The following is a 23,989-nucleotide window of genomic DNA, read 5'->3' as shown; positions in this document are numbered from 1 at the left end:
TAACCCTCTCGCTTGCGGTCTTCCATGGCGGCCTCGGAGACACGGTCGTCGCTCGCCCCGGATTGGACGCTGTGCGCCACGTTCGGTGCCCTCATCAGAAGTACCCTTCTCGTTTGCGGTCTTCCATCGCTGCCTCGGAGACACGGTCGTCGCCGCGGGTCGCGCCACGTTCGGTGAGCCGGGACGCGGCGACCTCGGCGAGGATCGCGTCATTGTCGGCGGCGTCGGAAATGATTGCGCCGGTGGTGGATCCGTCGCCGACGGTGCGGTAGCGCACCGACTTGACGAGCAGCTCCTCGCCCTCGGCCGGGCCGCCCCACACGCCGGGGGTCATCCACATGCCGTCGCGCTGGTACACCGGGCGCTCGTGGGCGTAGTAGATGCTGGCCAGCTCCACGTCCTCGCGGGCGATGTAGCGCCAGATGTCGAGCTCGGTCCAGTTGGAGATGGGGAACACACGCACGTGCTCGCCCGGAGCGTGGCGGCCGTTGTACAGGTTCCACAGCTCGGGACGCTGGCGCTTGGGGTCCCAGCGGCCGAAGGCGTCGCGCAGCGAGAAGATGCGCTCCTTGGCGCGCGAACGCTCCTCGTCGCGGCGGCCGCCGCCGAAGACCGCGTCGAAGCGGTTCTCGTTGATGGCGTCCAGCAGCGGGACGGTCTGCAACGGGTTGCGGATGCCGTCGGGGCGCTCGGTCAGGCGGCCGTCGGCGAGGTAGTCCTCGACCGAGGCGACATGCAGTCGCAGGCCGTACTTCTCGACCACCTTGTCGCGGAACGCGAGGACCTCGGGCAGGTTGTGCCCGGTGTCCACGTGCAGCAGCGCGAACGGCAGCGGCGCCGGCCAGAAGGCCTTGATCGCCAGGTGCAACAGGACGGTGGAGTCCTTGCCGCCGGAGAAGAGGATCACCGGCCGCTCGAATTCGCCTGCCACCTCACGGAAGATGTGGATGGACTCGGATTCGAGCGCGGCCAGGGTGTCGAATTCAGTCTCGATGGAGGTCATGAGGCGTGCAACCCGCATTCGGTCTTGGCGAGCCCGGCCCAGCGGCCGGATCGCGCGTCGGATCCCGGTTCCGGCTTCCGCGTGCACGGAGCGCAACCGATGGAGGGATAGCCCTCTTCCACAAGGGGATTGACGAGAATGCCGTTGGCCTCGATGTAGGCCGCCATCTCGTCATCGGACCAGGCGGCGATCGGGTTGATCTTCACCAGGCCGAAGCCCTCGTCGTAGGAGATGAGGGGTGCGTTGGCGCGAGTCGGCGCCTCCACTCGACGGATGCCGGTCACCCAGGCGTTGTATCCGACGAGGGACTTCTTCAGGGGGACCACCTTGCGCAGGCGGCAGCATTCGGCGGCGTCGCGCGCGAACAGATCCTTGCCCAGCAGCTGATCCTGTTCGGCGACAGTGTTTTCCGGCTGCACGTTCACGATGTTCACGCCGTACACCAGCTCGACCGCGTCACGGGTGCCGATGGTCTCGGCGAAGTGGTAGCCGGTGTCGAGGAACAGCACGTCCACGCCGGAGCGGACCTGCGAGGCCAGCTGCACCAGGACGGCGTCCTGCATGTTCGAGGCGACGATGTAGTTGGAACCGAAGGTGTCCTCGGTCCACTGCAGCAGTTCCTGCGCGGTCGCGTTCGGGCCCAGCTCGGCGTTGCCCTTCTCGACCAGGGCGCGCAGCTCGGACTCGGCGAGTTTCGTTGTGGTCATTGATGTCTCTCCCAACTACCGCAGGTCTGCCTCATCGGCACGGACAGCCCACACCGCGAAACGCTCACCCTCGTCACGGTTCTTGACGAAGTTGCGCACCACGCGCTCGATGTAGTCGCCCAGTTCCTCGCTGGTGACCTTGTGCTGGCGCAACTTCCGGCCGAAGCCGGAGTCGAGTCCCAGGCTGCCTCCGAGGTGAACCTGGAAGCCCTCGATCTGATTCCCGTCACCGTCGTCGACGAGCTGGCCCTTGAAGCCGATGTCGGCGATCTGGGAGCGGCCGCAGGAGTTGGGGCAGCCGTTGATATTGATCGTGATCGGCACGTCGAGCTGCGCGTTGATGTCCGCGAGCCGCTGCTCCAGCTCGGGAGCCAGCACCTGCGAGCGCTTGCGGGTCTCGGTGAACGACAGCTTGCAGAACTCGATGCCGCTGCACGCCAGCAGGTTTCGCCGCCAGATGGACGGACGGCCGTGCAGGCCGAGTGGTTCCAGCGCGTCGATCAGCTGCTCGACCTTGTCGTCGGGGACGTCGAGGACGATGAGCTTCTGGTAGGGGGTGAAGCGCACCCGGTCCGAACCGACCGCCTCGACGGCGTCGGCGACCTGGGTCAGGATGGTGCCCGACACGCGACCGGCGATGGGGGAGAAGCCGATGGCGTTGAGGCCGTTGCGCAGCTTCTGCACACCGATGTGGTCGATCGGGCGCTCCGGCTGCACCGGCGCGGGGCCGTCGATCAGCTTGCGCTTCAGGTACTCGTCCTCGAGCACCTGACGGAACTTCTCCACGCCCCAGTCCTTGACCAGGAACTTGAGGCGGGCCTTGGTGCGCAGGCGGCGGTAACCGTAGTCGCGGAACAGCGAGACGACCGCTTCCCACACGTCCGGAACCTCGTCGAGCGGCACCCACGCGCCGAGGCGCTGGGCCAGCATCGGGTTGGTGGACAGCCCGCCGCCGACCCACAGGTCCAGGCCGGGCCCGTGCTCAGGGTGCACGACGCCGACGAAGGCGACGTCGTTGATCTCGTGCACCACGTCCTGCTGGCCGGAGATGGCGGTCTTGAACTTGCGCGGCAGGTTGGAGTATTCCTTCTTGCCGATGTAGCGCTCGACGATCTCGTCGATGGCCGGGGTCGGGTCGAGGATCTCGGTGAGCGACTCACCGGCCAGCGGCGAGCCCAGCACGACACGCGGGCAGTCGCCGCACGCCTCGGTGGTCTGCAGGCCGACCGCTTCGAGGCGACGCCAGATCTCCGGCACGTTCTCGATCTCGATCCAGTGGTACTGGACGTTCTCGCGGTCGGACAGGTCGGCGGTGTCGCGGCCGAACTCGGTGGAGATGCCCGCGAGGGTGCGCAGCTGGGCGAGGTTCAGGGCGCCCGCGTCGCACCGCACCCGCATCATGAAGTAGCGGGCCTCGAGCAGGTCGATGTTCTCGTCGCCGGTGTAGGTGCCGTCGTAGCCCTGCTCACGCTGGGTGTAGAGACCCCACCAGCGCATGCGGCCGCGCAGGTCGCTCTTGTCGATCGAGTCGAAACCCTGCTTCGAGTAGATGTTCTCGATGCGGGCGCGCACGTTGAGCGGGTTGTCGTCCTTCTTGGACTGCTCGTTGGCGTTGAGCGGCTCGCGGTAGCCGAGCGCCCACTGGCCCTCCGACTTGCGCTTCACCGGGCGGGCCGTGCGCTCACGCCGGACGGGCTGCGCCGGATCGGGCACAGTCTGCGGCGTATCGGAACTGGTGGCGTCGGTGCTCGACGTCATGGGGGTCGCTCCTGAAGGTCTTGCGGGCAGGCGGGAGGGGCTGGCTCACGCCTCCGATATCAGAGAACCGGCTCTATACGGCGTCAGGGAGACGCCGGATTCCGGGAGAATGGGAGCCGATCTACCGGAGGCTTCCGGACAGACAGCTCGCGCTGCAGACACGCTTGAAGTCGACATGGCGACGCGCCACGAGTCGTACTCCGAGTCCAGTCATGGGGCTTATTGTGCCACGTCAGAAGGGTCGTTCCGACTGCCGGATCGAATTTTCCGCAGTTTTCCGGGAAATCCCCTGGATACATTGTCCGATTTGTGACGGGCATCATAGATCAACACCGGGCAAACCACTTGGACGGTTGACCTGAACGATTCGGTGTGAGTTCCTCGGCGATTCGGTGCGAGTCTAGGACGCGCGATCGGCGTCGGCCTCGGTCAGGCGGGCCTTCGCGGCCGCGAGGCGGGCCAGCTCGTCACCCAGTTCCGGGGAGAACATCCAATCCGGCCGATCGATGAATCCGGCCGGTAGGTACTCCGAGCGGACGGCCGTCCGATACCCCAGGTCCCGGGCCCAGCAGGCCAGGCCCAGCAGCGGCAGCGAGAACACGCCCTCGGGATCGTTGCGCCACACGTCGTTGTCGAAGAACGCCCGATGCCGCCGCAGCGCGTGGGACAGCTCGCGGTCGAAGCCCTCGGAATCGCCGTCGGCCAGCCGGATGAACACCTCCACGGCCGGGCGGAACAGCAGGTCGGTGACGCCCTGCGCGCCCACGCGGCTGGTGGTGTCCAGCGCCCAGGCCGCCTCGTAGACGCTCTTCGGCCCGTACCGCCACGCGGTCTGGAGCAGCCGCACCCACTCGTACTGGAAGTCGTCGAAGGCGTCGTCGCCGAACTCGCGCAGCCGGTCGATCGGGTAGTCGACCAGCTCGGCCATGGCCTCGGCGTCGCGGGCGATGAGCGTCCACCAGAACGCCGCCCGCCAGCCCGCCACCTTGTCGTGTCGGTCGAAGCCGGATTCGATCCCGTCCGCCCGGAACCGGCGGGTCACCGTCTGCTCGGTCGAATGGGCGAAATACCAGGTCCGCGACCGCAGCGCCGCCGGATCCGGCAGCAGCATGGTGGCCAGCAGCACCCCGTCCATGGACCGCGAGAAGTTCGGCCCGACCGGCCGCACCGGCCGCCGCGCCCGGTAGACCACCGGGGCCACCGACCCCTCATCCACTTCCCTGATCGACTTGGCGTCGATCTCGTGCCGCGGCACCTCGATCATCGGCTCGTTCCCGTCCGCACCCGGACCAGCTCGCACCCGGCCCGCCGAAATCCCTTGGAATGTACCCGGATTCACCGAATACCGCCGGGTGGAGCCGGAAGCCGTCGGCCCGGGCGTTTGCCCGGCGCCAGCGGCCATGACGGCCAGGTACGCCTCCGGACAGCCTGCGACCCGGTCGGGGCCTGGCTTCGTCCGCGGCCGATCGGGCCCGGATTCGTCCCGCCCGCAATCGGGCCCAACCCGGCTTCGCGTTGTCGTTTTCGGGACCCCCTGCGGCCTTCGGCCAGGTTGCCGCCCGAGCCCGGGGTGGGGCGTTGGTGACCGGGTGCGCTGTGATGCGGGCAACCGGTCACACTGAACGGGTGACCTCCACCGCTCCCGAACAGACCACCGGCACGGCTTCCGCGCAGGACGCCGACGCGCCGGTGCTGCGCGACTTCGGGGGCGGGCCGTTCGGGATCTACATCCACGTGCCGTTCTGCGCGACACGCTGCGGATACTGCGACTTCAACACCTACACGGCGGGGGAGCTGGGCTCCTCGTCCTCGCCGCAGTCCTGGTTCGAGGCGCTGCGCGGCGAGCTGGCCACGGCGGCACGGGAATTCGACGCGCTGCCCTCGGCGACGCCCGCGGTCGAGACGGTGTTCGTAGGCGGCGGCACGCCGTCGCTGCTCGGTGGTGACGGCCTGGCCGGGGTGCTCGACGCGATCCGCGACAACTTCACCCTCGCGCCCGGCGCGGAGGTGACCACCGAGTCCAATCCGGAATCCACCTCGCCGGAGTTCTTCGAGCGGCTGCGCGCGGCCGGGTACACCCGGATCTCGCTGGGCATGCAGTCGGCGGCCCAGCACGTGCTGAAGATCCTCGACCGCACCCACACGCCGGGCCGGGCGGTGGCGGCCGCGAGGGAAGCCCGCGCGGCGGGCTTCGACCACGTCAACCTGGACCTCATCTACGGCACCCCCGGCGAATCCGACGCCGATCTGGACGCCAGCCTCGACGCCGTGCTGTCCGCGGGCGTGGACCACGTCTCGGCCTACTCGCTGATCGTGGAGGACGGCACCGCGCTGGCCCGCCGCGTCCGCCGTGGCGAACTGCCCGCCCCCGACGACGACGTGCTGGCCGCCCGCTACGAACGCATCGACACCCGCCTGGCCGCGGCGGGCCTGCACTGGTACGAGGTCTCCAACTGGGCCGCCTCCGACGCGGGCCGCTGCCGCCACAACCTCGGCTACTGGGACGGCGGTGACTGGCTCGGCGCGGGCCCGGGCGCGCACAGTCACGTCGGCGGCACCCGCTGGTGGAACGTGAAACACCCGGCGCGCTATGCGGATCGGGTCACCACGGGTGCGTTGCCCGCGGCGGGCTGGGAGTCGCTCACCGACGAGGAGCGCTACACCGAGCGCGTCATGCTGACCGTGCGGCTGCGCACCGGCCTCCCGCTGGCCGATCTCGACGCGGACGGCCGGGCCGCCGCCGAGCGCGTGATCGCGGACGGTCTGGCCGAGCGGGCCGGCGACCGCCTGATCCTCACCGACCGCGGCCGCTTGCTCGCCGACGGCGTCGTCCGCACCCTGCTGACCTGAGGCGAACGGATTCGGCCAACCGCGAGTGAAACCGCCTGGTCGGGACTAAATTGTTCACCGGAGATTGCGCAGCACCGGTCAGGATCGACACCTTCGGCCCGAGGACATCTCATGGTGAAGCCACTGATGCGACCCGTCCCGAACCGCTTCCGTACCCGACGCCTCACTCGCGCGACGTTCAGCGCGGCCGCGGCCGTGGCGCTCGCCGCGAGCCCGCTCGCCGCCGGATCGGCCACCGCCGCGGACCTGCCGACGGTCGTGCTGGTGCACGGCGCCTTCGCCGACGCCTCCAGCTGGGACGGCGTCGCCGCGCGACTGCGCGCGGACGGCTACCCCGTCGTGACGCCGGACAACCCACTGCGCGGTCCCGCGTACGACGCGGCCGCGATCCAGCGCACCCTCGACGGCATCACCGGTCCGATCGTGCTGGTCGGGCACTCCTACGGCGGCACCGTGATCAGCAATGTGCACGACCCCGAGGTCGAATCACTGGTCTACATCGCCGCTTTCGCTCCCGTGCAGGGCGAAGCCGCGCTGCTGGAACTGAATCCGATCCAGTACCCGGGTTCGCAGCTCACGCTCGCGCTGCGACTGAAGGCCGTCGACGACGCGCAGGGCATCGCGGGCAGGAACCTGGACGCCTACATCGACCCGGCCCGCTTCCCCGAGGTCTTCGCCCAGGACGTCGACCCGGCGACCGCCGCCGACATGGCCGCCCGCCAGCATTCGCTCGCCCTGTCCGCCAACCTCGAGGCCTCGGGCGCGCCGTCGTGGGCCTCGACACCGAGCTGGTACCTGGTGTCCGCCGCCGACCGGGTGATTCCGCCCGCCTCCCAATGGGATATGGCCAAGCGCATGAACGCCCATGTCTCGTCGATCGACGCCTCGCACGCCGGGCTGGTCTCGCACCCGGCCGACGTGGCGGCGATGGTGGAGGCCGCCGCCGGGCGGTGAGCGTGCGGGCGGTCATACGGCGAGCTGCGCGACGCCCACTATCCTGGAGTGGATAATCCGGGAATTCCGTATGGCCGGCGCCCAGTGTCCCGCCGCGGAAGGCTCGGGGACGCGCCAGGCGTGCCCGAGGCGAGCGAGGAGGTGGGGCCACCATGTCGAGCACTGAGCAGCGACGGCTCGAGGTCCTGCGGGCCATCGTCGCGGACTACATCGCGACCAAGGAGCCGATCGGGTCCAAGACCCTGGTGGAGCGCCACAACCTCGGCGTGTCCAGCGCGACCGTCCGCAACGACATGGCGGTGCTGGAGGCCGAGGGCTACATCGCCCAGCCGCACACCTCGTCCGGCCGCATCCCCACCGACAAGGGTTACCGGCAGTTCGTCGATCACATCTCCGAGGTGAAGCCGCTGTCCGGTCCGGAACGCCGGGCCATCATGGAATTCCTGGAGAGCGGCGTCGATCTCGACGATGTGCTGCGCCGCGGGGTCCGGCTGCTCGCGCAGCTGACCCGGCAGGTCGCCATGGTCCAGTACCCGACGGTGTCGGCGTCGACCGTCCGGCACATCGAGGTGGTCGCGCTCAATCCGGCGCGGCTGCTGCTGGTGGTGATCACCGACACCGGCCGGGTCGATCAGCGCCTGGTCGATCTGGGCAATCTGATCAGCGACGAGGATCTGGCCGCGCTGCGCGGCATGCTCGGCAAGGCGATGGAGGGCAAGCGACTGGCCGCGGCCTCCGCGGCGGTGGCCGAACTGCCCGAGCACTCCCCGGCCAAGCTGCGCGACGTGCTGGTGCGGGTGTCCACGGTGCTGGTCGAGACCCTCGTCGAGCACGCGGAGGAACGCCTCGTGCTGGGCGGCACCGCCAACCTCACCCGCAATGCCTCCGACTTCCCGGGCAACGGTTTCCCCGGTTCCCTGCGCACCGTTCTGGAGGCGCTCGAGGAGCAGGTGATCGTATTGAAGCTGCTGGCCGCGGCGCAGCAGCCGGGTACCGTGACGGTGCAGATCGGTGAGGAGACCAAGGTCGAGCAGATGCGCGGGACGGCCGTGGTGTCCACCGGTTACGGGCTGACCGGTACGGTGCTCGGAGGTATGGGGGTGCTGGGGCCGACCCGCATGGACTATCCGGGGACCATTGCCTCGGTGGCGGCCGTCGCCCGGTACATCGGTGAGGTGCTCGCCGAACGGTGAGCAAGCACGAGACGAAACAGGACTAGAGACGCACGTGGCACGGGACTATTACGCACTGCTCGGAGTCGCACGGGGTGCGACCGACCAGGAGATCAAGCGCGCCTACCGGAAGCTGGCCCGCGAACTGCATCCCGACGTGAATCCGGAGCCGGAGGCCCAGGAGAAGTTCCGCGAGGTCTCCACGGCCTACGAGGTGCTGTCGGACCCGGAGAAGCGTCGCATCGTCGACCTCGGCGGCGATCCGATGGAATCCGGCGGCGGCATGGGCGGCGGCTTCTCGGGCGCGGGCTTCGGCGGCCTCGGCGACGTCTTCGAGGCGTTCTTCGGCGGCATGAACGCCTCCGGCGGCACCCGCAAGCCGCGCGGCCGGGTGCAGCCGGGCGCGGATTCGCTGCTGCGGACCCGGCTTTCGCTGCAGGAGTGCGCGGTGGGCGTCACCAAGCACCTGACCGTCGACACCGCCATCCTCTGCGACCTGTGCCAGGGTTCGGGCACCAACGGCAACTCCAAGCCGGTGCGCTGTGAGACCTGTGGCGGCGCGGGCGAGGTGCAGACCGTGCAGCGGTCCTTCCTCGGCCAGGTCATGACCTCGCGTCCCTGCCCCACCTGCCGGGGCGCGGGCGAGACGATTCCGGACCCCTGCCGCAAGTGCGGCGGCGACGGCCGCGTGCGTTCGCGCCGCGAGATCGCCGCGCCGATCCCGGCCGGTGTGGCCAACGGCATGCGGGTGCGTCTCGCGGCCCAGGGCGAGGTCGGCCCGGGCGGCGGTCCCGCCGGCGACCTGTACGTGGAGATCGTGGAGCAGCCGCACGACACCTTCGTGCGCGACGGCGACGACCTGCACTGCACCATCCGGGTTCCCATGGTGGACGCGGCGCTGGGCACCACGGTCGTCATCGACACCATCCTCGACGGCCCGGTCGAGCTGACCATCCCGGCGGGCACCCAGCCCGGCGAGGCGTCGGTGCTGCGCGGCCACGGAATGCCGAAGCTGCGCGCCAACTCTCGCGGCGACCTGATCGCGCACCTCGACATCGTGGTGCCGACCAAGCTCGACGCCAAGCAGTCGGACCTGCTGCGCAAGTACAAGGGCATGCGGGCCAACGAGCACACCGAGGTGCTGTCGGCGCAGTCCGAGCACAACTCGGGCCTGTTCGCCCGTCTGCGCGCCTCGTTCAGCGGACGCTGATCCCTTGGCCGCCACCGTCTTCTACCTCGACGAGATCCCCGAACCGGGCGCGACCGCGGTGCTGGACGGCCCCGAGGGCCGCCACGCCGCCACGGTGCGCCGCATCCGGGTGGGGGAGCCGATCACGCTGTCCGACGGGCACGGGATCCTCGCCGATTCGGAAGTGGTTGCGGCCCAGAAGGATCGCCTCGAGCTGAAGGTCCTGTCCAAGCGCGCGGCCGCGCCCTGGACCCCGCAGGTGACGGTGGTCCAGGCGCTGCCCAAGTCCGACCGTTCGGAACTGGCGGTCGAGCTGATGACCGAGGCGGGCGCCGACGCCATCGTCCCGTGGCAGGCGCTGCGCTGTGTCTCCAACTGGGAGTCCAAGGCCCGCAAGGGCGTCGAGAAGTGGCGCGCCGCCGCCAAGCAGGCCGCCCGGCAGTCGCGGCGCGCCTACATCCCGGATGTGGCGGAGCTGCACGGCACCAAGGATCTGCTGGAGCTGGTGCGCTCGGCCAAGGCCCAGGGCGCGCTGGTGACCGCCCTGCACGAGTCCGGTGAATCCCGTTTGACCGAAATGTCTTTCGCCGGGGTGCCCGAGATCATTCTCATCGTCGGCCCCGAGGGCGGCCTGGACGACTCCGAGCTGAAGGCCCTCGCCGAAGCCGGAGCCGAGATCGTCCTGCTCGGCCCCACGGTGCTGCGTACCTCCACCGCCGCGGCCGTCGCGCTCGGCGCGCTGGGCGCTCTCACCCCGCGCTGGTAGCCCTCGCCCGCGGATCGGCGGATCGATTCCGCGGGGTTCGCCACGGAATGGATTCGGCCCAGCGGCAGTTGCGTGTCAGCGGGGCGTTATGCCTGCTGGTAGCCGCTTATTCACTGGGCGGTGTCGGTGGGCGGCGGTAAACTTCTGTCAACGACGACGGCTTCGAGACCGGAAAGCAGGCCATAGCCACTTTTGAGAACACCAGGCGAAATCGGCGATCAGAGCACAACCACTGCCCGCATCGGCGGTGTCGACGGTTCCGGACCGGCGGGGCGGACCGTTCGTTCGAGCATCGAATTGGCACCGGAGTCGGTGTTCGGATTCCTGGGTTCGGCTGATGAGAACCTGCGTGAACTCGAGCGCCTCCTCGATGCCGACATCCACGTCCGCGGCAACTCCGTCACTCTGACCGGCAAACCGGCCGATGTGGCGCTGGCCGAGCGCGTGGTGGCCCAGCTCGTCGCGTTGACCGCGCGCAACCGGGTGGTCACGCCCGAGGCGGTGCGGCACACCTACTCCATGCTCACCGAGGGTTCCTCGGACTCCCCGGCCGAGGTGCTCAGCCTGGACATCCTGTCCCGGCGCGGCAGGACCATCCGGCCCAAGACGCTGAACCAGAAGCGCTACGTCGACGCCATCGACGCGCACACCATCGTCTTCGGCGTCGGCCCGGCCGGTACCGGCAAGACCTACCTCGCCATGGCCAAGGCCGTGCAGGCGTTGCAGACCAAGCAGGTCAACCGCATCATCCTGACCCGGCCCGCGGTCGAGGCGGGCGAGCGGCTGGGCTTCCTGCCGGGCACGCTCAACGAGAAGATCGACCCGTACCTGCGCCCGCTCTACGACGCCCTGCACGACATGATGGATCCCGAGGCGATCCCGAAGCTCATGCAGGCCGGGGTCATCGAGGTCGCGCCGCTGGCCTACATGCGTGGTCGCACGCTCAACGACTCGTTCATCATTCTGGACGAGGCGCAGAACACGACGGCCGAGCAGATGAAGATGTTCCTCACCCGTCTGGGCTTCGGTTCCAAGATCGTGGTGACCGGTGACATCACCCAGGTCGACCTGCCGAACAACGCGCGGTCGGGTCTGCGCGCGGCCACGGAGATCCTGCACGGCATCGAGGACATCCACATCGCCGAGCTCACCAGCGCCGATGTGGTCCGTCACCGCCTGGTCGGGGCGATCGTGGACGCCTACGACCGCTACGAGTCGGACACGCGCCCGCCGGCGGCGGTGCACTATCCGGGCAATCGGGCGCAGCGACGTGCCGCGAGCCGGGGAGACCGGCACTGAACTCGACCACTACGCTGATCGGGTGAGTATCGAGATCGCCAACGAATCGGGTATCGAGGTATCCGAAGAAGAACTGGTCAGTGTCGCGCGGTTCGTCATCGGTCAGATGGACGTCCATCCGGCGGCCGAGCTGTCGATGGTGCTGGTCGATCTCGACACCATGGCGGATCTGCACATGCGCTGGATGGACCTACCGGGTCCGACCGACGTCATGTCGTTCCCCATGGACGAGCTGGAGCCGGGCGGGCGGCCCGATGCCGCCGAGCCCGGCCCCTCCATGCTCGGCGACATCGTGCTCTGCCCGGAGTTCGCGGCCCAGCAGGCCGAGAAGGCCGGGCACTCCATGGATCACGAGCTGGCGCTGCTGACCGTGCACGGCGTCCTGCACCTCCTCGGCTACGACCACGCCGAGCCGGAGGAGGAGAAGGAGATGTTCGCGTTGCAGGCCTCCCTGCTGGAGGGCTGGTACGAGAACGTGCGCCAGGAGATGCGCCGCGCCGAGCTGGCCGAGCGCGACCAGCGGCTGCTGGGCAAGACCGGATTCACCGACACCACCGGTGATCCGCTGGGCCCGGCGTGAATTCATTCGTTCTGCTGCTGCTGGCGATCGTCCTGGTCCCGGCCGGCGGGGTGTTCGCGGCGCTGGATTCGGCGCTGAACACCATTTCGCCCGCGCGCGTCGAGGATCTGGTGCGCGCGGAGCGGACCGGGGCGGCGCGGCTGGCGCGCATCATCGCGGATCGGCCGCGGTATGTGAATCTCATGGTGCTGCTGCGCCTTACGTGCGAGATCACCGCAACGGTGTTGCTGGCGGCCGTGCTCCTGGACTCGCTGGGCGAGGCGCCCGCGCTGCTGATCACCGCGGCGGTCATGGTGCTCGTCGACTACGTGGTGATCGGTGTCGGCCCGCGTACGCTGGGCCGTCAGCACGCCTACTCGCTGGCGCTGGGCGCGTCGCTGCCCTTGCAGGCCATCGGCTCGCTGCTCGGCCCGATCAGCCGCCTGCTGATCCTGATCGGTAATGCGATCACCCCCGGTAAGGGATTCCGCAACGGCCCCTTCGCCTCCGAGATCGAACTGCGCGAAGTGGTGGATCTGGCGGGTGAGCGCGGCGTGGTGGACGCCGACGAGGCGCGCATGATCCAGTCGGTGTTCGAACTCGATTCCACCCCGGCGCGAGAGGTCATGGTGCCGCGCACCGAGATGGTGTGGATCGAGGCGGACAAGACCGCGGCGCAGGCCATGTCGCTGGCGGTGCGGTCGGGGCATTCGCGGATTCCGGTGATCGGGGAGAACGTCGACGACATTCTCGGCGTCGTCTACCTGAAAGACCTTGTCCCGTACGCGGATCGGAGCCGGAAGGTGAAGGTGCGCCAGGTCATGCGGCCCGCCGTCTTCATCCCCGACTCCAAGCCCCTCGACGCGCTGCTCGACGAGATGCAGCGCCACCGCAACCACATGGCGGTGCTGGTCGACGAGTACGGCGGCATCGCGGGCCTGGTCACCATCGAGGACATTCTCGAGGAGATCGTGGGCGAGATCGCCGACGAGTACGACAAGGACGAGATCGCGCCGATCGAGCAGATCGGCGCCGGCAAGTTCCGGGTCTCGGCCCGGCTGCCCGTCGACGACCTGGGCGAGCTGTTCGACATCGAGATCGAGGAGGAGGACGTCGACACCGTCGGCGGCCTGCTCGCGCACGCCCTGGGCCGCGTCCCGCTGCCCGGCTCCAAGGCCGTCGTCCAGGGCTTGCAATTGAAGGGGGAGGGCGGGGCCGACGCGCGCGGCCGCATGCGGATCCACACGGTGGTGGTGCGCAGGGCCCAGGAGAAGACGAGAACCGAACCGGCGGAACAGGAACCGGGCGGCGCACACGACGATGGAGAGGCCGATGACCGAGATGAACGCCGATGATTGAGCTCGACGCCGAGGACGGCAAGCTGCGGGTGCTCGCCCGCGGCGCGATGGGCCGCACCGGCGGCCGCGGCGGCGCGGCCGTGCGCGACACCGACGGCCGCACCTACGCGGCCGGGACGGTGGAGCTGACCGCGCTCCCGCTGACCGCCCTGCAGGCCGCGGTGGCGGCCGCGATCTCCAGCGGCGCGACCGGTTTCGAGGCGGCCGTGGTGGTGGCGGGCAAGCTGTCCGATCCCGGTGTCGCGGCGGTGCGTGAGGTATCGCCCACGGCGCGAATCATTTTCAGCGACGTCAAGGGCGCGGTGTTCGACGTGCTGGACGCCGACGACCACTACGGCGTGGAGAACCCCATCGCGGCGCAACGCCCCGAGGACGATGCCGCGGGTGCGCGTCAGGTCCCGGCGGGTTTCGACCTGGACACCGAATCGGAGGTCTTCGAATGAGCGGCAAGGGCGACGGCAAGGGCGAATTCCGTTCCGGCTTCGTGTGTTTCGTGGGGCGGCCGAACACCGGCAAGTCCACGCTGACCAATGCCATGGTGGGGCAGAAGATCGCCATCACCTCCTCGCGGCCGCAGACCACCCGGCACACCATCCGCGGCATCGTGCACCGCGACCACGCGCAGCTGATCCTGGTCGACACCCCCGGTCTGCACCGGCCGCGCACCCTGCTCGGGCAGCGGCTCAACGACCTGGTGCGCGATACGTATTCGGAAGTCGACGTGATCGCGGTCTGCATTCCGGCGGACGAGAAGATCGGTCCCGGTGACCGCTGGATCGTCGAGCAGATCAAGACCATGGCGCCCAAGACCACCCTGCTGGGTGTGGTCACCAAGATCGACAAGGTGAGCCGCGACCAGGTCGCGCACCAGTTGATGGCGGTCTCCCAGCTGCTGGGTCCCGAGGCCGAGGTGGTTCCGGTGTCCGCGGTCAAGGGCGAACAGGTCGAGGTGCTCATCGACGTCATCGCCTCGCAGATGCCCGAGGGCCCGGCCTTCTACCCGGACGGCGAGCTCACCGACGAGCCCGAGGAAGTCCTGATGGCCGAGCTCATTCGCGAGGCCGCGCTGGAGGGCGTGCGCGACGAGCTCCCGCACTCGCTCGCGGTGGTCATCGAGGAGGTCCTCGAACGCGAGGAGAACGACGACACCGAGACCGACGGCCGTCGCTCCGCGGAGGGCATGCTCGATGTGCACGCCCTGCTGTACGTGGAGCGCCCCAGCCAGAAGGCCATCATCATCGGCAAGGGCGGCGCCCGCCTCAAAGAGGTCGGCACCAACGCCCGCAAGCAGATCGAGCACATCCTCGGCACCCGCATCTACCTGCACCTGCACGTGAAGGTGGCCAAGGACTGGCAGCGCGACCCGAAGCAGCTGGGCAAGCTCGGCTTCTGACCCGCGTCATGCGAATGGCACACCGGTGAGGGAATGTTCCCTCGCCGGTGTGCCATTCGTCGTTTCTAGGACTGCGGCCACCACGGGGTCGGGCGGGCCTTGTACCACTGGAGTTCCGATTCCAGCTGGGCCGCGACCGAAACCAGGAGTTCCTCGGAGTTGGCGGGGCCCATCAGCTGGGAGCCGACCGGGAGCCCGTCCCCGGTGAAACCGGAGGGGATGTTGACCGCCGGCCAGCCCAGCACGTTCCACGGCCAGGTGTAGGGGCAGGCGGCGGTGATGAGTTCGTCGGTGGCCCAGGAGCCGATGCCGTCGATCTCGCGGACACCCGGGGGCGGGGTGGCGGTGGTGGGGGCCAGCACCAGGTCGAAGTCGTCGAAGATGCGGCCGGTCTGCTTGCGCAGCAACGGTTCCGCGGCGCGGGCGGCGAACAGTAGCGGGGACAGCAGGCGGCCGACGGTGGCGTTGTGGTGGGTGCGCGGGTCGACCTGCGCACCGGGCAGCCGGTCGAGGGCCTCGCGGATGCCGACCATGGACCGCGGCAGGAAGGTCGCGCCCATCAGCACGCCGTAGTGCACGTCGGCGATGGTGACCTGGTGGCCGAGACGGCGCAGGGTCGCGGCGGTGGCGTGCACACCGGCCTCGACCTCGCGATCGAGCGCGGTCTTGGTGGCGGTGAACGGGATTCGCAGCGAGAGCGCGATGCGCAGGCGGCCCGGATCCCGGCCGACCGCGTCGGAGACGCGCAGCGCGGGCGGGGTGTGCAGGTCGCCGGGGTGCGGGCCGGCGGCGGCGTCGAGCAGCAGCGCGGCGTCGGCGACGGTGCGGGCGAGCGGGCCGTTCACGGTGAGCCCGTGGAAGGCTTCGGGCAGCGGCCAGGTCGAGATGCGACCGCGCTGGGGCTTGATGCCGAACAGGTTGTTCCAGGCGGCGGGGATCCGCACCGAGCCGGCGCCGTCGGAACCCAGTGCGGCGGGGACCAATCCGGCCGCGACCGCCGCCGCGGAACCACCCGACGAACCGCCGGGGGTGTGGCCCGCGCTCCACGGATTCGTGGTGTGGCCGAAGGCGTCTCCGCTGGTGAACGGGAGCTGGCCGAGCTCACAGGTATTGGTCTTGCCGACGATCACCGCGCCCGCCGCGCGCAATCGGCGCACCGCTTCGGCGTCCTCGGTCGCGGCGGGGAAGTCACCGCCGCAGCCGAAAGCCGTTGGCGTGCCGGTCAGGTCGGTGTCGTCCTTGATGGCGAGCGGCACCCCGAGCAGCGGTTCCCGTTGTCCGGCGGCGAGTTTGCGGTCCGCCTCGGCGGCCTCGGCGAGGGCCTCGGCCCGGCGCACGATCCGGAAGGCGTTCAATGCCCCCTGGCTGGCCTCGATGCGATCGAGTACGGCCGTGGTCGCCTCGACCGATGTGATCGTGCCCGCCGCCAGGGCCGCCGCGAGTTCCGTCAGGCCCAGTTCGCCGACAGACGCCAAAGTCATGTGAATCCCGTCTCGTTTGTACTCGGGAGTAACATAGCGCGACTTTGGTCACACGTCCAACAGGTGGCGGTTGTGAAAGACGACCTCCGGCCCTACCTATCCCCGCGCCGATCGTTCGAGGGCGTACCGCCGTCCGGCCCACCCCTCCAGGGCCGGACGGCAGTACAGATATGGGTCGCCGCGACCATCCGCCGGGCGGCGCGCAGCGATCGGGGCGCGGACGGCACGGCCGCCCAGCGGGATCCGGCGGCGGGAGTCTGGCGCGTCATGGAGTCCTCCGATGGGTGCGTCCGAATGCTCTGCCTTGCGGGTTTCAGCCTGGTTTCAGTCGCCAATCGCGGGCCAACGAACTTCTAACCGCGCCCCGCCGCGCTACACGCCGCGACTCGTCACCGCCCGGTCGGTCCCGCGTGCGAGACTGTTGCGGTGCGGTTGTATCGGGATCATGCGGTGGTGTTGCGCCAGCACAAGCTGGGCGAGGCGGACCGTATCGTCACGCTCCTGACCCGCCAGCACGGTCTGGTGCGCGCGGTAGCCCGGGGTGTGCGGCGCACGCGCTCCAAGTTCGGCGCCCGCCTGGAACCGTTCGCCTACGTCGACATCCAGCTCCATCCCGGCCGCAATCTCGACACCGTCACCCAGGTGCACACGGTCGAGACCTTCGCCGCCGACATCGTCGCCGACTACGGCCGCTACACCACCGCGTGCGCGGTCCTCGAAACCGCCGAACGCCTCGCGGGCGAGGAGGGCGCACCCGCCGCTCGCCTGCACACCCTCACCGCGGGCGCCCTGCGCGCCATCGCCCTGGGTCATCGCCCGCACGAACTGATCCTCGACGCGTTCCTGTTGCGCGCCATGGGTTTCGCGGGCTGGGCTCCCGCACTGGACGACTGCGCCCGCTGCGCCACCCCCGGCCCGCACCGGGCCTTCCACGTGGCCGCCGGCGGCGCGGTCTGCGTGCACTGCCGCCCGCCCGGCGCGGCCACCCCGATGCTCGGCGTCCTCGACCACATGAGCGCCCTCGAGCGCGGCGACTGGTCCGGCGTCGACGCCGTCACCGACGCCATGCGCCGCCAGGCCAGCGGCCTCATCGCCGCGCACCTGCAATGGCATCTGGAGCGTCAGCTCCGCACCCTCCCGCTCATCGAGCGCACCCGCCCTCACGAGGCCGTCGACCGGACCGAAGCCGCCATCGGCTGACCGGTCGACCACCCGCCGGTCCGGCGCCGGAATTCGCGGAACGAGTGTCGGTGGTGTGGAGGTCCGGTGTGAATCCAGTGGGCGGCGTCCGGCGCTCCGGCGCGTCGGGCAGGATGGGGGCGTGATCGGGAACCGGAAGTCATCGACTGAGCAGCGTGTTGTGCGGCCGCCGTCGCCGCATCCGTCGGGGGCGAAGCCGCCGGCGATTCCGGCGGAGTTCGTGCCCAGGCATGTGGCGCTGGTGATGGACGGGAACGGGCGGTGGGCGCAGGAGCGCGGGCTGCCGCGCACTGCGGGACACGAGCGCGGCGAGGCGGTGCTCATGGACACCGTCGAGGGCTGCATCGAGATGGGTGTGAAGTGGCTGTCGGCGTACGCGTTCTCCACCGAGAACTGGCGGCGCAGCCCGGACGAGGTCCGCTTCCTGATGGGCTTCAACCGCGATGTGATCCGCCGCCGCCGCGACGAGATGCACGAGATGGGTGTGCGGGTGCGGTGGGCCGGGCGGCGACCGCGCCTGTGGCGCAGCGTGATCAAGGAATTGGAAGTCGCGCAGGAGCTCACCAAGGACAATACGGTGATGACCCTGACCATGTGCGTCAACTACGGCGGCCGCGCCGAGATCGCCGACGCCGCACGGGAAATCGCGCGCCGGGTGGCCGCGGGGGAGCTGGATCCGGAGAAGGTCACCGAAGCCACCGTCGCCCAGTACCTGGACGAGCCCGATATGCCGGACGTGGACCTGTTCCTGCGCCCGTCCGGTGAGCTGCGCAGCTCCAACTTCCTGATCTGGCAGGCCGCGTACGCCGAATTCGTGTTCCAGGAAACGCTTTTCCCTGATTTCGATCGCCGCAATCTCTGGGACGCCTGCCTGGAGTACGCCAAGCGCGACCGCCGTTTCGGAGGTGTGAAGTGACCGATCAGCTCACTCCCGCGGAGGCGCTGCAGGACCGCGCCCGCGCCCTGCTGCTGCGCTACGGCGTGGAGGTTCGCGAGGAGGAGGGCGCCCTCGGTTTCGAATACGAGGGCGCGCTGTGCTCGCTGCGCGGGGTCAACCTGTCGCCGGGCCTGGATGTGCTGGCGCTCATGTGCATTCTGGCCTGGGACCGCCCGGTGAAGCCGCAGCTGCACAAGCGGGTCGCCGAGCGCAATGCCGCGCTCCAGTTCGGCACGCTGACCGTGGTGTCGCGCGACAAGCTGGCGGACGTGATCCTGCGCTACACCTTCCCGGCCGCCGGGCTGGAGGACGAGCCGCTGGCCACCCTGCTGCTGTTGACGCTGTCCGGCGCGGGCCGCGCCCGCCAGGGCCTGCTGCCCTGACGGGGCTCGCCGCCCGGGATCGGTTCAGGCCCGGGCGGTTTCGGGTTCCCCGGCGGCGTCGCGATAGCCGGGCAGGATCTCGGTGATGCCGCGCGCGAAGGTGTCGGGATCGGCGTCGCCGAGAATGAGGTGCTGCAGGATGATCCCGGGCAGCAGCCCGAGGAAGATCTTGGCGATGGCGTCGGTGTCGGCGTCCGGGGGGAACCAGCCCGCGTCGCGCATGCGGTTGGCGTAGTCGAACCACAGGCGGCGGAAGCCGAGAATATTGGTGCGCACGTAATCGGCGATATTGGCGTCGGTGAGGGCCAGCGCCCAGGACTGGGGGATGACCCGCACGGGCCCGCCGGGGGCGCTGAGCTTGACGATGTCCTCGCTCATCAGCCGGACCAGTGCGGGCGGCGTGGGTAGCGGGTCGCTGTAGACGGCTTCGCTGAGGGTGGCGCGCAGGTCGACGGTGGCTTCGGTGGCGAGGGCCTCGATGATGTCGTTCTTGGATTTGAAGTAGCGGTAGACCGCTCCGGCGGAGAGCCCGGATTCGGCGAAGACGTCCTGCATGGTGGTGGCGTGCAGGCCTGTGCGGGCGAAGCAGGTCTGTGCGGCGTCGAGAATCTGTTGTCTGCGGCGTTCCAGGTGTGCATCGCTGACTCTGGGCATGCGCCCAAATTAAAACGAATATCCGTTCTCAACAAGCTGACACTGCCATGTCAGCCCTGTCCCATCTGTTGCGAATTTGTGTGGGCCACGCGGGATTCCGGCTGGTCAGCCCTTCGCGGCGCAGCATTCGCGGCAGGTGCCGAAAATTTCCATGGTGTGGCTGATATCGGTGAATCCGTGCTCGGCGGCGATCGAGTCGGCCCACGCTTCCACGGTCGGTCCCTCCACCTCGACGGTGCTGCCGCAGCGGCGGCAGACCAGGTGATGGTGGTGTCCGCTCGAGCACTGCCGGTACACCGATTCGCCGGTGTCGGTGCGCAGCACGTCGACCATGCCGGCGTCGGCCAGTGATTGCAGGGTCCGGTAGACCGTGGTCAGGCCGATGCCCTCACCGCGTTTGCGGAGTTCGTCGTGCAGTTCCTGCGCGGAGCGGAATTCGTCGATGTCGGCCAGCAGTGCGGCGATGGCGCTGCGCTGACGGGTGCTGCGAACTCCGACCGTCTTCTCGGTTGTTCCCACGGGTCACCCTTCCTCTGCGTGCGCGACCGCGTCGATGACGATGTGCGCGAGATGCTCGTCGACCAGCTCGTAGATGACCTCGCGCCCGGTGCGCTCACCACGCACCACGCCCGCGGACTTCAGGATCCGCAGGTGCTGACTGATCAGCGGCTGGGTCACTCCGAGGGTATCGACGAGCTCGTGCACACAGCGCGGCGACTCCCGCAGTTGCAGCACGATGGCGATGCGCACCGGCGCCGCGAGGGCGCGCAGCAGTTCCCCGGCGGAGTCGAGAATGGTGCGTGACGGCACCACCGGCGGCTGCGGCGACCGGTACGGATACTCGTCGTGGGGGATCGCGGCCGGAGCCTCGGTCGCGACGTGCGAGCGCCGCAGGGGCGCGCCGCTGTCCGTGGTCATCGAACCAACTCCTTATTGGAAACCGATGCCATTCTTATATGCACGGGTACGCATGTCAAACATGAAGTCGGCGCGTCGCCTCAGCAGTTGCCGTCCTGGGGCATCGGCATCGACCGATCGAAGTAGTACTCGGGCCGATGCTTGTCCGGCGCGCCGCCGAACGACGGCGGATTGCCGTAGTTGGGGGCCAGATAGCCCTTCTTCCCCAGGAAGCAGTTGACCGGATACGCGAAGCCCTGGACGTCGCCGATCCACATCCCCTGCGATCCGCCGTCGTAGGCCGGGTCCTCGACCCAGTCGTACTCGACCACCCGCCGCACCATCGCGACGATGTCGAAGGCCCCGTACCCGGTGCGGTCCGGCGGCGTGAACGCGTACGCCACCGAGTAATCGGTGCGAATCGCCAACTCGCCCTTGCTGTTCAGCCCCACCGTCATGGACCCTTCGACCCGCGGCGAGACCGGCAGCAGCCGATATCCGGGTGCCAGCTTCTCGGTCAGCCACCAGGTGTCCGCCGCGTTCCCGGACTTCAGTTTCGGCCGGATGTCCTCGACCTGGTGGGTGGCCAGCAGGGCCAGCACCGGTTCGGCGTCCTGGGTTTCGAGGACGTGCTGATCCAGCCGGGCGGCGACGATCAACTGTTTGACGCGATCGGTGGCCGCGGTCACGGTCGCGGCCGAGTAGCGCCCGATCGGGGCGGCGGCGGGCGGCTGGATTCCGGCCGCGCCTTCGGACCAGGTGGCGGTCGGGGTGTTGGCGAACGGGTGGCCCAGGTCCACGGGCGCGGTCGTGGCGATCGTCGAACCCGCATCGTCCGCCGGGCGGGCCTGGATACGATTGAGCAGAACGGCGCTGCCGAGCAGTGTCACCGCCACGATCGCGAGCGCCACCGTGTACTTGCTCCCATACGTTCGCATGGCCCACCCCTGTGCTGTTGTGGATCGCGCACCCCCGCGTGCCGACCAGTGTCCTCGTTCCAATATGGCCGGTTGTGATCAGGGCTGCATCCCCTGCTTGTGGGGGCAGTGGGTGCAAAGTGGGTTGCTCGCGGCAGATAGTCTGGACCTAATCCTTTGCAATCTTCCGGACACGGATGGAGAACTGTTCAGTGGCACCCAAGTCGAAGGTGGACACCGTCGCCAATCTCGCCAAGCGTCGGGGTCTCGTGTACCCGAGCGGTGAGATCTACGGCGGAACGAGGTCGGCCTGGGATTACGGTCCGCTGGGCGTGGAGCTCAAGGAGAACATCAAGCGGCAGTGGTGGCGGTCCATGGTGACCAGCCGCGACGACGTCGTCGGTCTGGACTCCTCGATCATCCTGCCGCGTCAGGTGTGGGTGGCCTCGGGTCACGTCGCGGTGTTCAACGACCCGCTGGTGGAATGCCTCAACTGCCACAAGCGGCACCGGCAGGACCACCTGCAGGAGGCGTACGCCGAGAAGAACAAGCTCGACGACCCGGACTCGGTGTCCATGGAGCTCATCGTGTGCCCGGATTGCGGCACCGTGGGCAAGTGGACCGAGCCCAAGGACTTCAACATGATGCTGAAGACCTACCTGGGCCCGGTCGAGTCCGAAGAGGGCATGCACTACCTGCGTCCGGAGACCGCGCAGGGCATCTTCGTCAACTACGACAATGTCGCCACCACCGCGCGCAAGAAGCCGCCGTTCGGCATCGCACAGATCGGCAAGTCGTTCCGCAACGAGATCACCCCGGGCAACTTCATCTTCCGCACCCGCGAGTTCGAGCAGATGGAGATGGAGTTCTTCGTCAAGCCGGGCGAGGACGAGCAGTGGCACCAGTACTGGATCGACACCCGCATGGCCTGGTACACCGACCTCGGTATCGACCCGGAGAACCTGCGGCTGTTCGAGCATCCGAAGGAGAAGCTGTCCCACTACTCCACCCGCACGGTGGACATCGAGTACCGCTTCCGCTTCGCGGGCAGCGAGTGGGGCGAGCTCGAGGGTGTCGCCAACCGCACCGACTTCGACCTGAAGACGCATTCGGAGCACTCGGGCAAGGAGCTGGTCTACTTCGACCAGCAGACCGGTGAGCGCTACACCCCCTTCGTCATCGAGCCCGCGGCCGGTCTGACCCGTTCGCTGATGGCGTTCCTGGTCGACGCGTACCACGTCGAGCAGGTGCCGACCGCCAAGGGCGGCGTGGAGGATCGCACCACGCTGCGCCTGGATCCGCGGCTCGCTCCGGTCAAGGCGGCGGTACTGCCGTTGTCGCGCAACGCGGACCTGTCGCCGAAGGCCAAGGACCTGGCCGCGCAGTTGCGCCGGAACTGGAACGTGGACTTCGACGATGCCGGCGCCATCGGCCGCCGCTACCGTCGCCAGGACGAGATCGGCACCCCGTTCTGCATCACGGTCGACTTCGACACGCTCGAGGACCACGCCGTCACGGTGCGTGAACGTGACTCGATGGCCCAGGAGCGGGTGGCCCTGGATCAGGTAGAGGGCTACCTGGCCGCGCGCCTCATCGGCGCCTGATCCCAGTCCCACAGAAAAGACCGGTCAATGCCTGACCGGTCTTTTCTTTATTTTCTCCTCGGCGAAATTCGGAGTGTCATAGATAAATTGGGTAACCCACTACTCGTGTTAACGGCTCATGACCGGGCCACTATTTGAGTATGTGGGCAACGGCGCCTTCTCCTGCCGAAGCTCGATCAGCCGAGGTGAGTCATGAGCGAGCGTGTTACCGGCCCCCGCTCGGGGCTACAGTGGGTCCCTTTGGGGGACATCGGATCAACCTGCCCGGCCGCCCGGCCGACGGTGGCGGCGTTCCGGTCCTGGGCGGATTCCATGCTGACCCAACCCAGTGACGAACTGGGCCGTGACGGGCCGGTTTGTCCGTACGTCCGGCCGTCGATGCGGCGGGATCTGCTGTGGCTGGCGCAGGTGCCGGCGGCGGAACCGCGGCCGATGTGGGTGCGCGCGATCATTCGCGACGCCCTGGAGCTGTATCCGGAACTGCCCACGGGGAACGGTAGTTCCTCATCGGTGCTGCGCGCATTGATCACGGTATTCCCGAATTTGACCGACTATTCCTTGATCGACGAGATCCATGAGGAATTCAAGACCAAATTCGTGGAGCGCGGCTCGATGCTCGGGCAATTCTATCCGGGCTGTGATCAACCGGGCCTGTGGAACAAGGAGTTTCGGCCCCTGGACGCGCCGATGCCGATGCTGGTGGTGCGCGCCATGATGACCACCGACTTCCCGTTCCTGCTCGACGACCCCGAATGGGCGGACGCCTATGTGCGCAAGTTCGCGCCGACGCTGCCCACGCACGTGCGCTCGGTCATGGTGAGTCGCTTGACTTCCCGGCACGCCTCCCAGGTGCCCGCCTACGAGGTGGCGCCGACCGATGAATCCTTCTCGACCAGCAGTTAGGCGGT

General features: G+C 68.8%; 24 protein-coding genes. 15 read left to right on the top strand and 9 right to left on the bottom strand.

Going from position 1 to position 23,989, the window contains the following annotated elements:
* Window positions 1-94 precede the first annotated feature (94 nt).
* The 4 genes from cysD to ACQPYY_RS25520 form a co-directional block, all read right to left on the bottom strand.
* Window positions 95-1,021: a sulfate adenylyltransferase subunit CysD gene (cysD, locus tag ACQPYY_RS25535; RefSeq protein ID WP_433591271.1), complete on the bottom strand. Its 927-nt coding sequence runs from the start codon at window positions 1,019-1,021 to the stop codon at window positions 95-97.
* On the bottom strand, window positions 1,000-1,710 hold the full coding sequence (locus ACQPYY_RS25530; RefSeq protein ID WP_379262298.1) for a phosphoadenylyl-sulfate reductase: 711 nt from the start codon (window positions 1,708-1,710) through the stop codon (window positions 1,000-1,002). Before ACQPYY_RS25530 ends, cysD begins: the two co-directional genes overlap by 22 nt.
* 15 nt (window positions 1,711-1,725) lie before the next feature.
* Complete coding sequence (locus ACQPYY_RS25525; RefSeq protein WP_379094927.1) at window positions 1,726-3,468, bottom strand: nitrite/sulfite reductase; 1,743 nt, start codon at window positions 3,466-3,468, stop codon at window positions 1,726-1,728.
* Window positions 3,469-3,868: 400 nt separating this feature from the next.
* Window positions 3,869-4,732 (bottom strand): immunity 49 family protein, encoded by an 864-nt coding sequence (locus ACQPYY_RS25520; protein ID WP_433591270.1) that lies wholly within the window; start codon window positions 4,730-4,732, stop codon window positions 3,869-3,871.
* 335 nt (window positions 4,733-5,067) lie between these two features.
* Here ACQPYY_RS25520 and hemW point away from each other — a divergent pair, with 335 nt between their 5' ends.
* The 10 genes from hemW to era all read left to right on the top strand — a co-directional run bounded on the left by hemW (window position 5,068) and on the right by era (window position 15,008).
* On the top strand, window positions 5,068-6,318 hold the full coding sequence (hemW, locus tag ACQPYY_RS25515; RefSeq protein ID WP_433591269.1) for a radical SAM family heme chaperone HemW: 1,251 nt from the start codon (window positions 5,068-5,070) through the stop codon (window positions 6,316-6,318).
* Window positions 6,319-6,429: 111 nt separating this feature from the next.
* Window positions 6,430-7,272 carry an alpha/beta fold hydrolase gene (locus ACQPYY_RS25510; protein ID WP_433591268.1) on the top strand — a complete coding sequence of 281 codons (843 nt, stop codon included), beginning with the start codon at window positions 6,430-6,432 and terminating at the stop codon, window positions 7,270-7,272.
* Window positions 7,273-7,424: 152 nt separating this feature from the next.
* Window positions 7,425-8,465 carry a heat-inducible transcriptional repressor HrcA gene (gene hrcA, locus ACQPYY_RS25505; RefSeq protein WP_357278606.1) on the top strand — a complete coding sequence of 347 codons (1,041 nt, stop codon included), beginning with the start codon at window positions 7,425-7,427 and terminating at the stop codon, window positions 8,463-8,465.
* A 34-nt stretch (window positions 8,466-8,499) separates the two neighbouring features.
* Window positions 8,500-9,654 (top strand): molecular chaperone DnaJ, encoded by a 1,155-nt coding sequence (gene dnaJ / locus ACQPYY_RS25500; protein WP_357086237.1) that lies wholly within the window; start codon window positions 8,500-8,502, stop codon window positions 9,652-9,654.
* Between the two features lie 4 nt (window positions 9,655-9,658).
* Window positions 9,659-10,399 carry a 16S rRNA (uracil(1498)-N(3))-methyltransferase gene (locus tag ACQPYY_RS25495; RefSeq protein ID WP_433591267.1) on the top strand — a complete coding sequence of 247 codons (741 nt, stop codon included), beginning with the start codon at window positions 9,659-9,661 and terminating at the stop codon, window positions 10,397-10,399.
* Between the two features lie 240 nt (window positions 10,400-10,639).
* Window positions 10,640-11,698 (top strand): PhoH family protein, encoded by a 1,059-nt coding sequence (locus ACQPYY_RS25490; RefSeq protein WP_357279025.1) that lies wholly within the window; start codon window positions 10,640-10,642, stop codon window positions 11,696-11,698.
* A gap of 22 nt (window positions 11,699-11,720) precedes the next feature.
* Window positions 11,721-12,278: an rRNA maturation RNase YbeY gene (gene ybeY / locus ACQPYY_RS25485; RefSeq protein ID WP_357004316.1), complete on the top strand. Its 558-nt coding sequence runs from the start codon at window positions 11,721-11,723 to the stop codon at window positions 12,276-12,278.
* Complete coding sequence (locus tag ACQPYY_RS25480; protein WP_433591266.1) at window positions 12,275-13,612, top strand: hemolysin family protein; 1,338 nt, start codon at window positions 12,275-12,277, stop codon at window positions 13,610-13,612. Before ybeY ends, ACQPYY_RS25480 begins: the two co-directional genes overlap by 4 nt.
* Window positions 13,609-14,058 (top strand): cytidine deaminase, encoded by a 450-nt coding sequence (locus ACQPYY_RS25475; protein WP_433591265.1) that lies wholly within the window; start codon window positions 13,609-13,611, stop codon window positions 14,056-14,058. Before ACQPYY_RS25480 ends, ACQPYY_RS25475 begins: the two co-directional genes overlap by 4 nt.
* Window positions 14,055-15,008 carry a GTPase Era gene (gene era / locus ACQPYY_RS25470; protein ID WP_357086231.1) on the top strand — a complete coding sequence of 318 codons (954 nt, stop codon included), beginning with the start codon at window positions 14,055-14,057 and terminating at the stop codon, window positions 15,006-15,008. Before ACQPYY_RS25475 ends, era begins: the two co-directional genes overlap by 4 nt.
* Window positions 15,009-15,073: 65 nt before the next feature.
* Here era and ACQPYY_RS25465 read toward each other — a convergent pair whose 3' ends face one another.
* Window positions 15,074-16,489: an amidase gene (locus tag ACQPYY_RS25465; protein ID WP_433591264.1), complete on the bottom strand. Its 1,416-nt coding sequence runs from the start codon at window positions 16,487-16,489 to the stop codon at window positions 15,074-15,076.
* 426 nt (window positions 16,490-16,915) lie between these two features.
* Between ACQPYY_RS25465 and recO the strand changes: the two genes are divergently transcribed.
* The 3 genes from recO (at window position 16,916) to ACQPYY_RS25450 (ending at window position 19,009) form a co-directional block, all read left to right on the top strand.
* Complete coding sequence (recO, locus tag ACQPYY_RS25460; protein WP_357278594.1) at window positions 16,916-17,689, top strand: DNA repair protein RecO; 774 nt, start codon at window positions 16,916-16,918, stop codon at window positions 17,687-17,689.
* A gap of 121 nt (window positions 17,690-17,810) precedes the next feature.
* A complete protein-coding gene (locus ACQPYY_RS25455; protein ID WP_357086225.1) occupies window positions 17,811-18,605 on the top strand; it encodes an isoprenyl transferase in 795 nt (264 codons plus the stop codon).
* The gene (locus tag ACQPYY_RS25450) at window positions 18,602-19,009 is read left to right on the top strand and encodes a hypothetical protein (protein ID WP_379094956.1); all 408 of its coding nucleotides are present in this window, start codon (window positions 18,602-18,604) and stop codon (window positions 19,007-19,009) included. Before ACQPYY_RS25455 ends, ACQPYY_RS25450 begins: the two co-directional genes overlap by 4 nt.
* Window positions 19,010-19,033: 24 nt before the next feature.
* On the opposite strand, the gene ACQPYY_RS25445 is transcribed toward ACQPYY_RS25450, so the two are convergent.
* From ACQPYY_RS25445 to ACQPYY_RS25430, 4 genes are all read right to left on the bottom strand, one after another.
* Window positions 19,034-19,663 carry a TetR/AcrR family transcriptional regulator gene (locus ACQPYY_RS25445; protein ID WP_379094959.1) on the bottom strand — a complete coding sequence of 210 codons (630 nt, stop codon included), beginning with the start codon at window positions 19,661-19,663 and terminating at the stop codon, window positions 19,034-19,036.
* Window positions 19,664-19,768: 105 nt separating this feature from the next.
* Window positions 19,769-20,182: a Fur family transcriptional regulator gene (locus tag ACQPYY_RS25440; RefSeq protein ID WP_379094962.1), complete on the bottom strand. Its 414-nt coding sequence runs from the start codon at window positions 20,180-20,182 to the stop codon at window positions 19,769-19,771.
* A 3-nt stretch (window positions 20,183-20,185) separates the two neighbouring features.
* Entirely contained in the window at window positions 20,186-20,581 is a 396-nt protein-coding gene (locus tag ACQPYY_RS25435) for an ArsR/SmtB family transcription factor (protein WP_213560109.1), read from the bottom strand.
* Window positions 20,582-20,661: 80 nt separating this feature from the next.
* Window positions 20,662-21,498, bottom strand: a complete 837-nt coding sequence (locus ACQPYY_RS25430) for a hypothetical protein (RefSeq protein WP_433591263.1) — start codon at window positions 21,496-21,498, stop codon at window positions 20,662-20,664.
* Between the two features lie 191 nt (window positions 21,499-21,689).
* Here ACQPYY_RS25430 and ACQPYY_RS25425 point away from each other — a divergent pair, with 191 nt between their 5' ends.
* On the top strand, window positions 21,690-23,081 hold the full coding sequence (locus ACQPYY_RS25425) for a glycine--tRNA ligase (RefSeq protein WP_379094968.1): 1,392 nt from the start codon (window positions 21,690-21,692) through the stop codon (window positions 23,079-23,081).
* 192 nt (window positions 23,082-23,273) lie between these two features.
* A complete protein-coding gene (locus ACQPYY_RS25420) occupies window positions 23,274-23,984 on the top strand; it encodes a DUF6875 domain-containing protein (protein WP_433591262.1) in 711 nt (236 codons plus the stop codon).
* Window positions 23,985-23,989: the final 5 nt, after the last annotated feature.

The organism is Nocardia sp. CA-145437, from assembly GCF_050956485.1.
Lineage (GTDB): Bacteria > Actinomycetota > Actinomycetes > Mycobacteriales > Mycobacteriaceae > Nocardia.
This window is presented reverse-complemented; position numbering and strand designations above follow the sequence as displayed.

What these genes read in the sequence shown, in the direction of transcription:
- ACQPYY_RS25445 (WP_379094959.1), bottom strand. Translation starts at nt 19,663, where the DNA reads ATGCCCAGAGTCAGCGATGCACACCTGGAACGCCGCAGACAACAGATT.
- ACQPYY_RS25435 (WP_213560109.1), bottom strand. Translation starts at nt 20,581, where the DNA reads ATGACCACGGACAGCGGCGCGCCCCTGCGGCGCTCGCACGTCGCGACC.
- hrcA (WP_357278606.1), top strand. Translation starts at nt 7,425, where the DNA reads ATGTCGAGCACTGAGCAGCGACGGCTCGAGGTCCTGCGGGCCATCGTC.
- era (WP_357086231.1), top strand. Translation starts at nt 14,055, where the DNA reads ATGAGCGGCAAGGGCGACGGCAAGGGCGAATTCCGTTCCGGCTTCGTG.
- ACQPYY_RS25520 (WP_433591270.1), bottom strand. Translation starts at nt 4,732, where the DNA reads ATGATCGAGGTGCCGCGGCACGAGATCGACGCCAAGTCGATCAGGGAA.
- cysD (WP_433591271.1), bottom strand. Translation starts at nt 1,021, where the DNA reads ATGCGGGTTGCACGCCTCATGACCTCCATCGAGACTGAATTCGACACC.
- ACQPYY_RS25510 (WP_433591268.1), top strand. Translation starts at nt 6,430, where the DNA reads ATGGTGAAGCCACTGATGCGACCCGTCCCGAACCGCTTCCGTACCCGA.
- ACQPYY_RS25430 (WP_433591263.1), bottom strand. Translation starts at nt 21,498, where the DNA reads ATGCGAACGTATGGGAGCAAGTACACGGTGGCGCTCGCGATCGTGGCG.
- hemW (WP_433591269.1), top strand. Translation starts at nt 5,068, where the DNA reads ATGCGGGCAACCGGTCACACTGAACGGGTGACCTCCACCGCTCCCGAA.
- ACQPYY_RS25475 (WP_433591265.1), top strand. Translation starts at nt 13,609, where the DNA reads ATGATTGAGCTCGACGCCGAGGACGGCAAGCTGCGGGTGCTCGCCCGC.
- ACQPYY_RS25530 (WP_379262298.1), bottom strand. Translation starts at nt 1,710, where the DNA reads ATGACCACAACGAAACTCGCCGAGTCCGAGCTGCGCGCCCTGGTCGAG.
- ACQPYY_RS25420 (WP_433591262.1), top strand. Translation starts at nt 23,274, where the DNA reads ATGAGCGAGCGTGTTACCGGCCCCCGCTCGGGGCTACAGTGGGTCCCT.
- ACQPYY_RS25525 (WP_379094927.1), bottom strand. Translation starts at nt 3,468, where the DNA reads ATGACGTCGAGCACCGACGCCACCAGTTCCGATACGCCGCAGACTGTG.
- ACQPYY_RS25465 (WP_433591264.1), bottom strand. Translation starts at nt 16,489, where the DNA reads ATGACTTTGGCGTCTGTCGGCGAACTGGGCCTGACGGAACTCGCGGCG.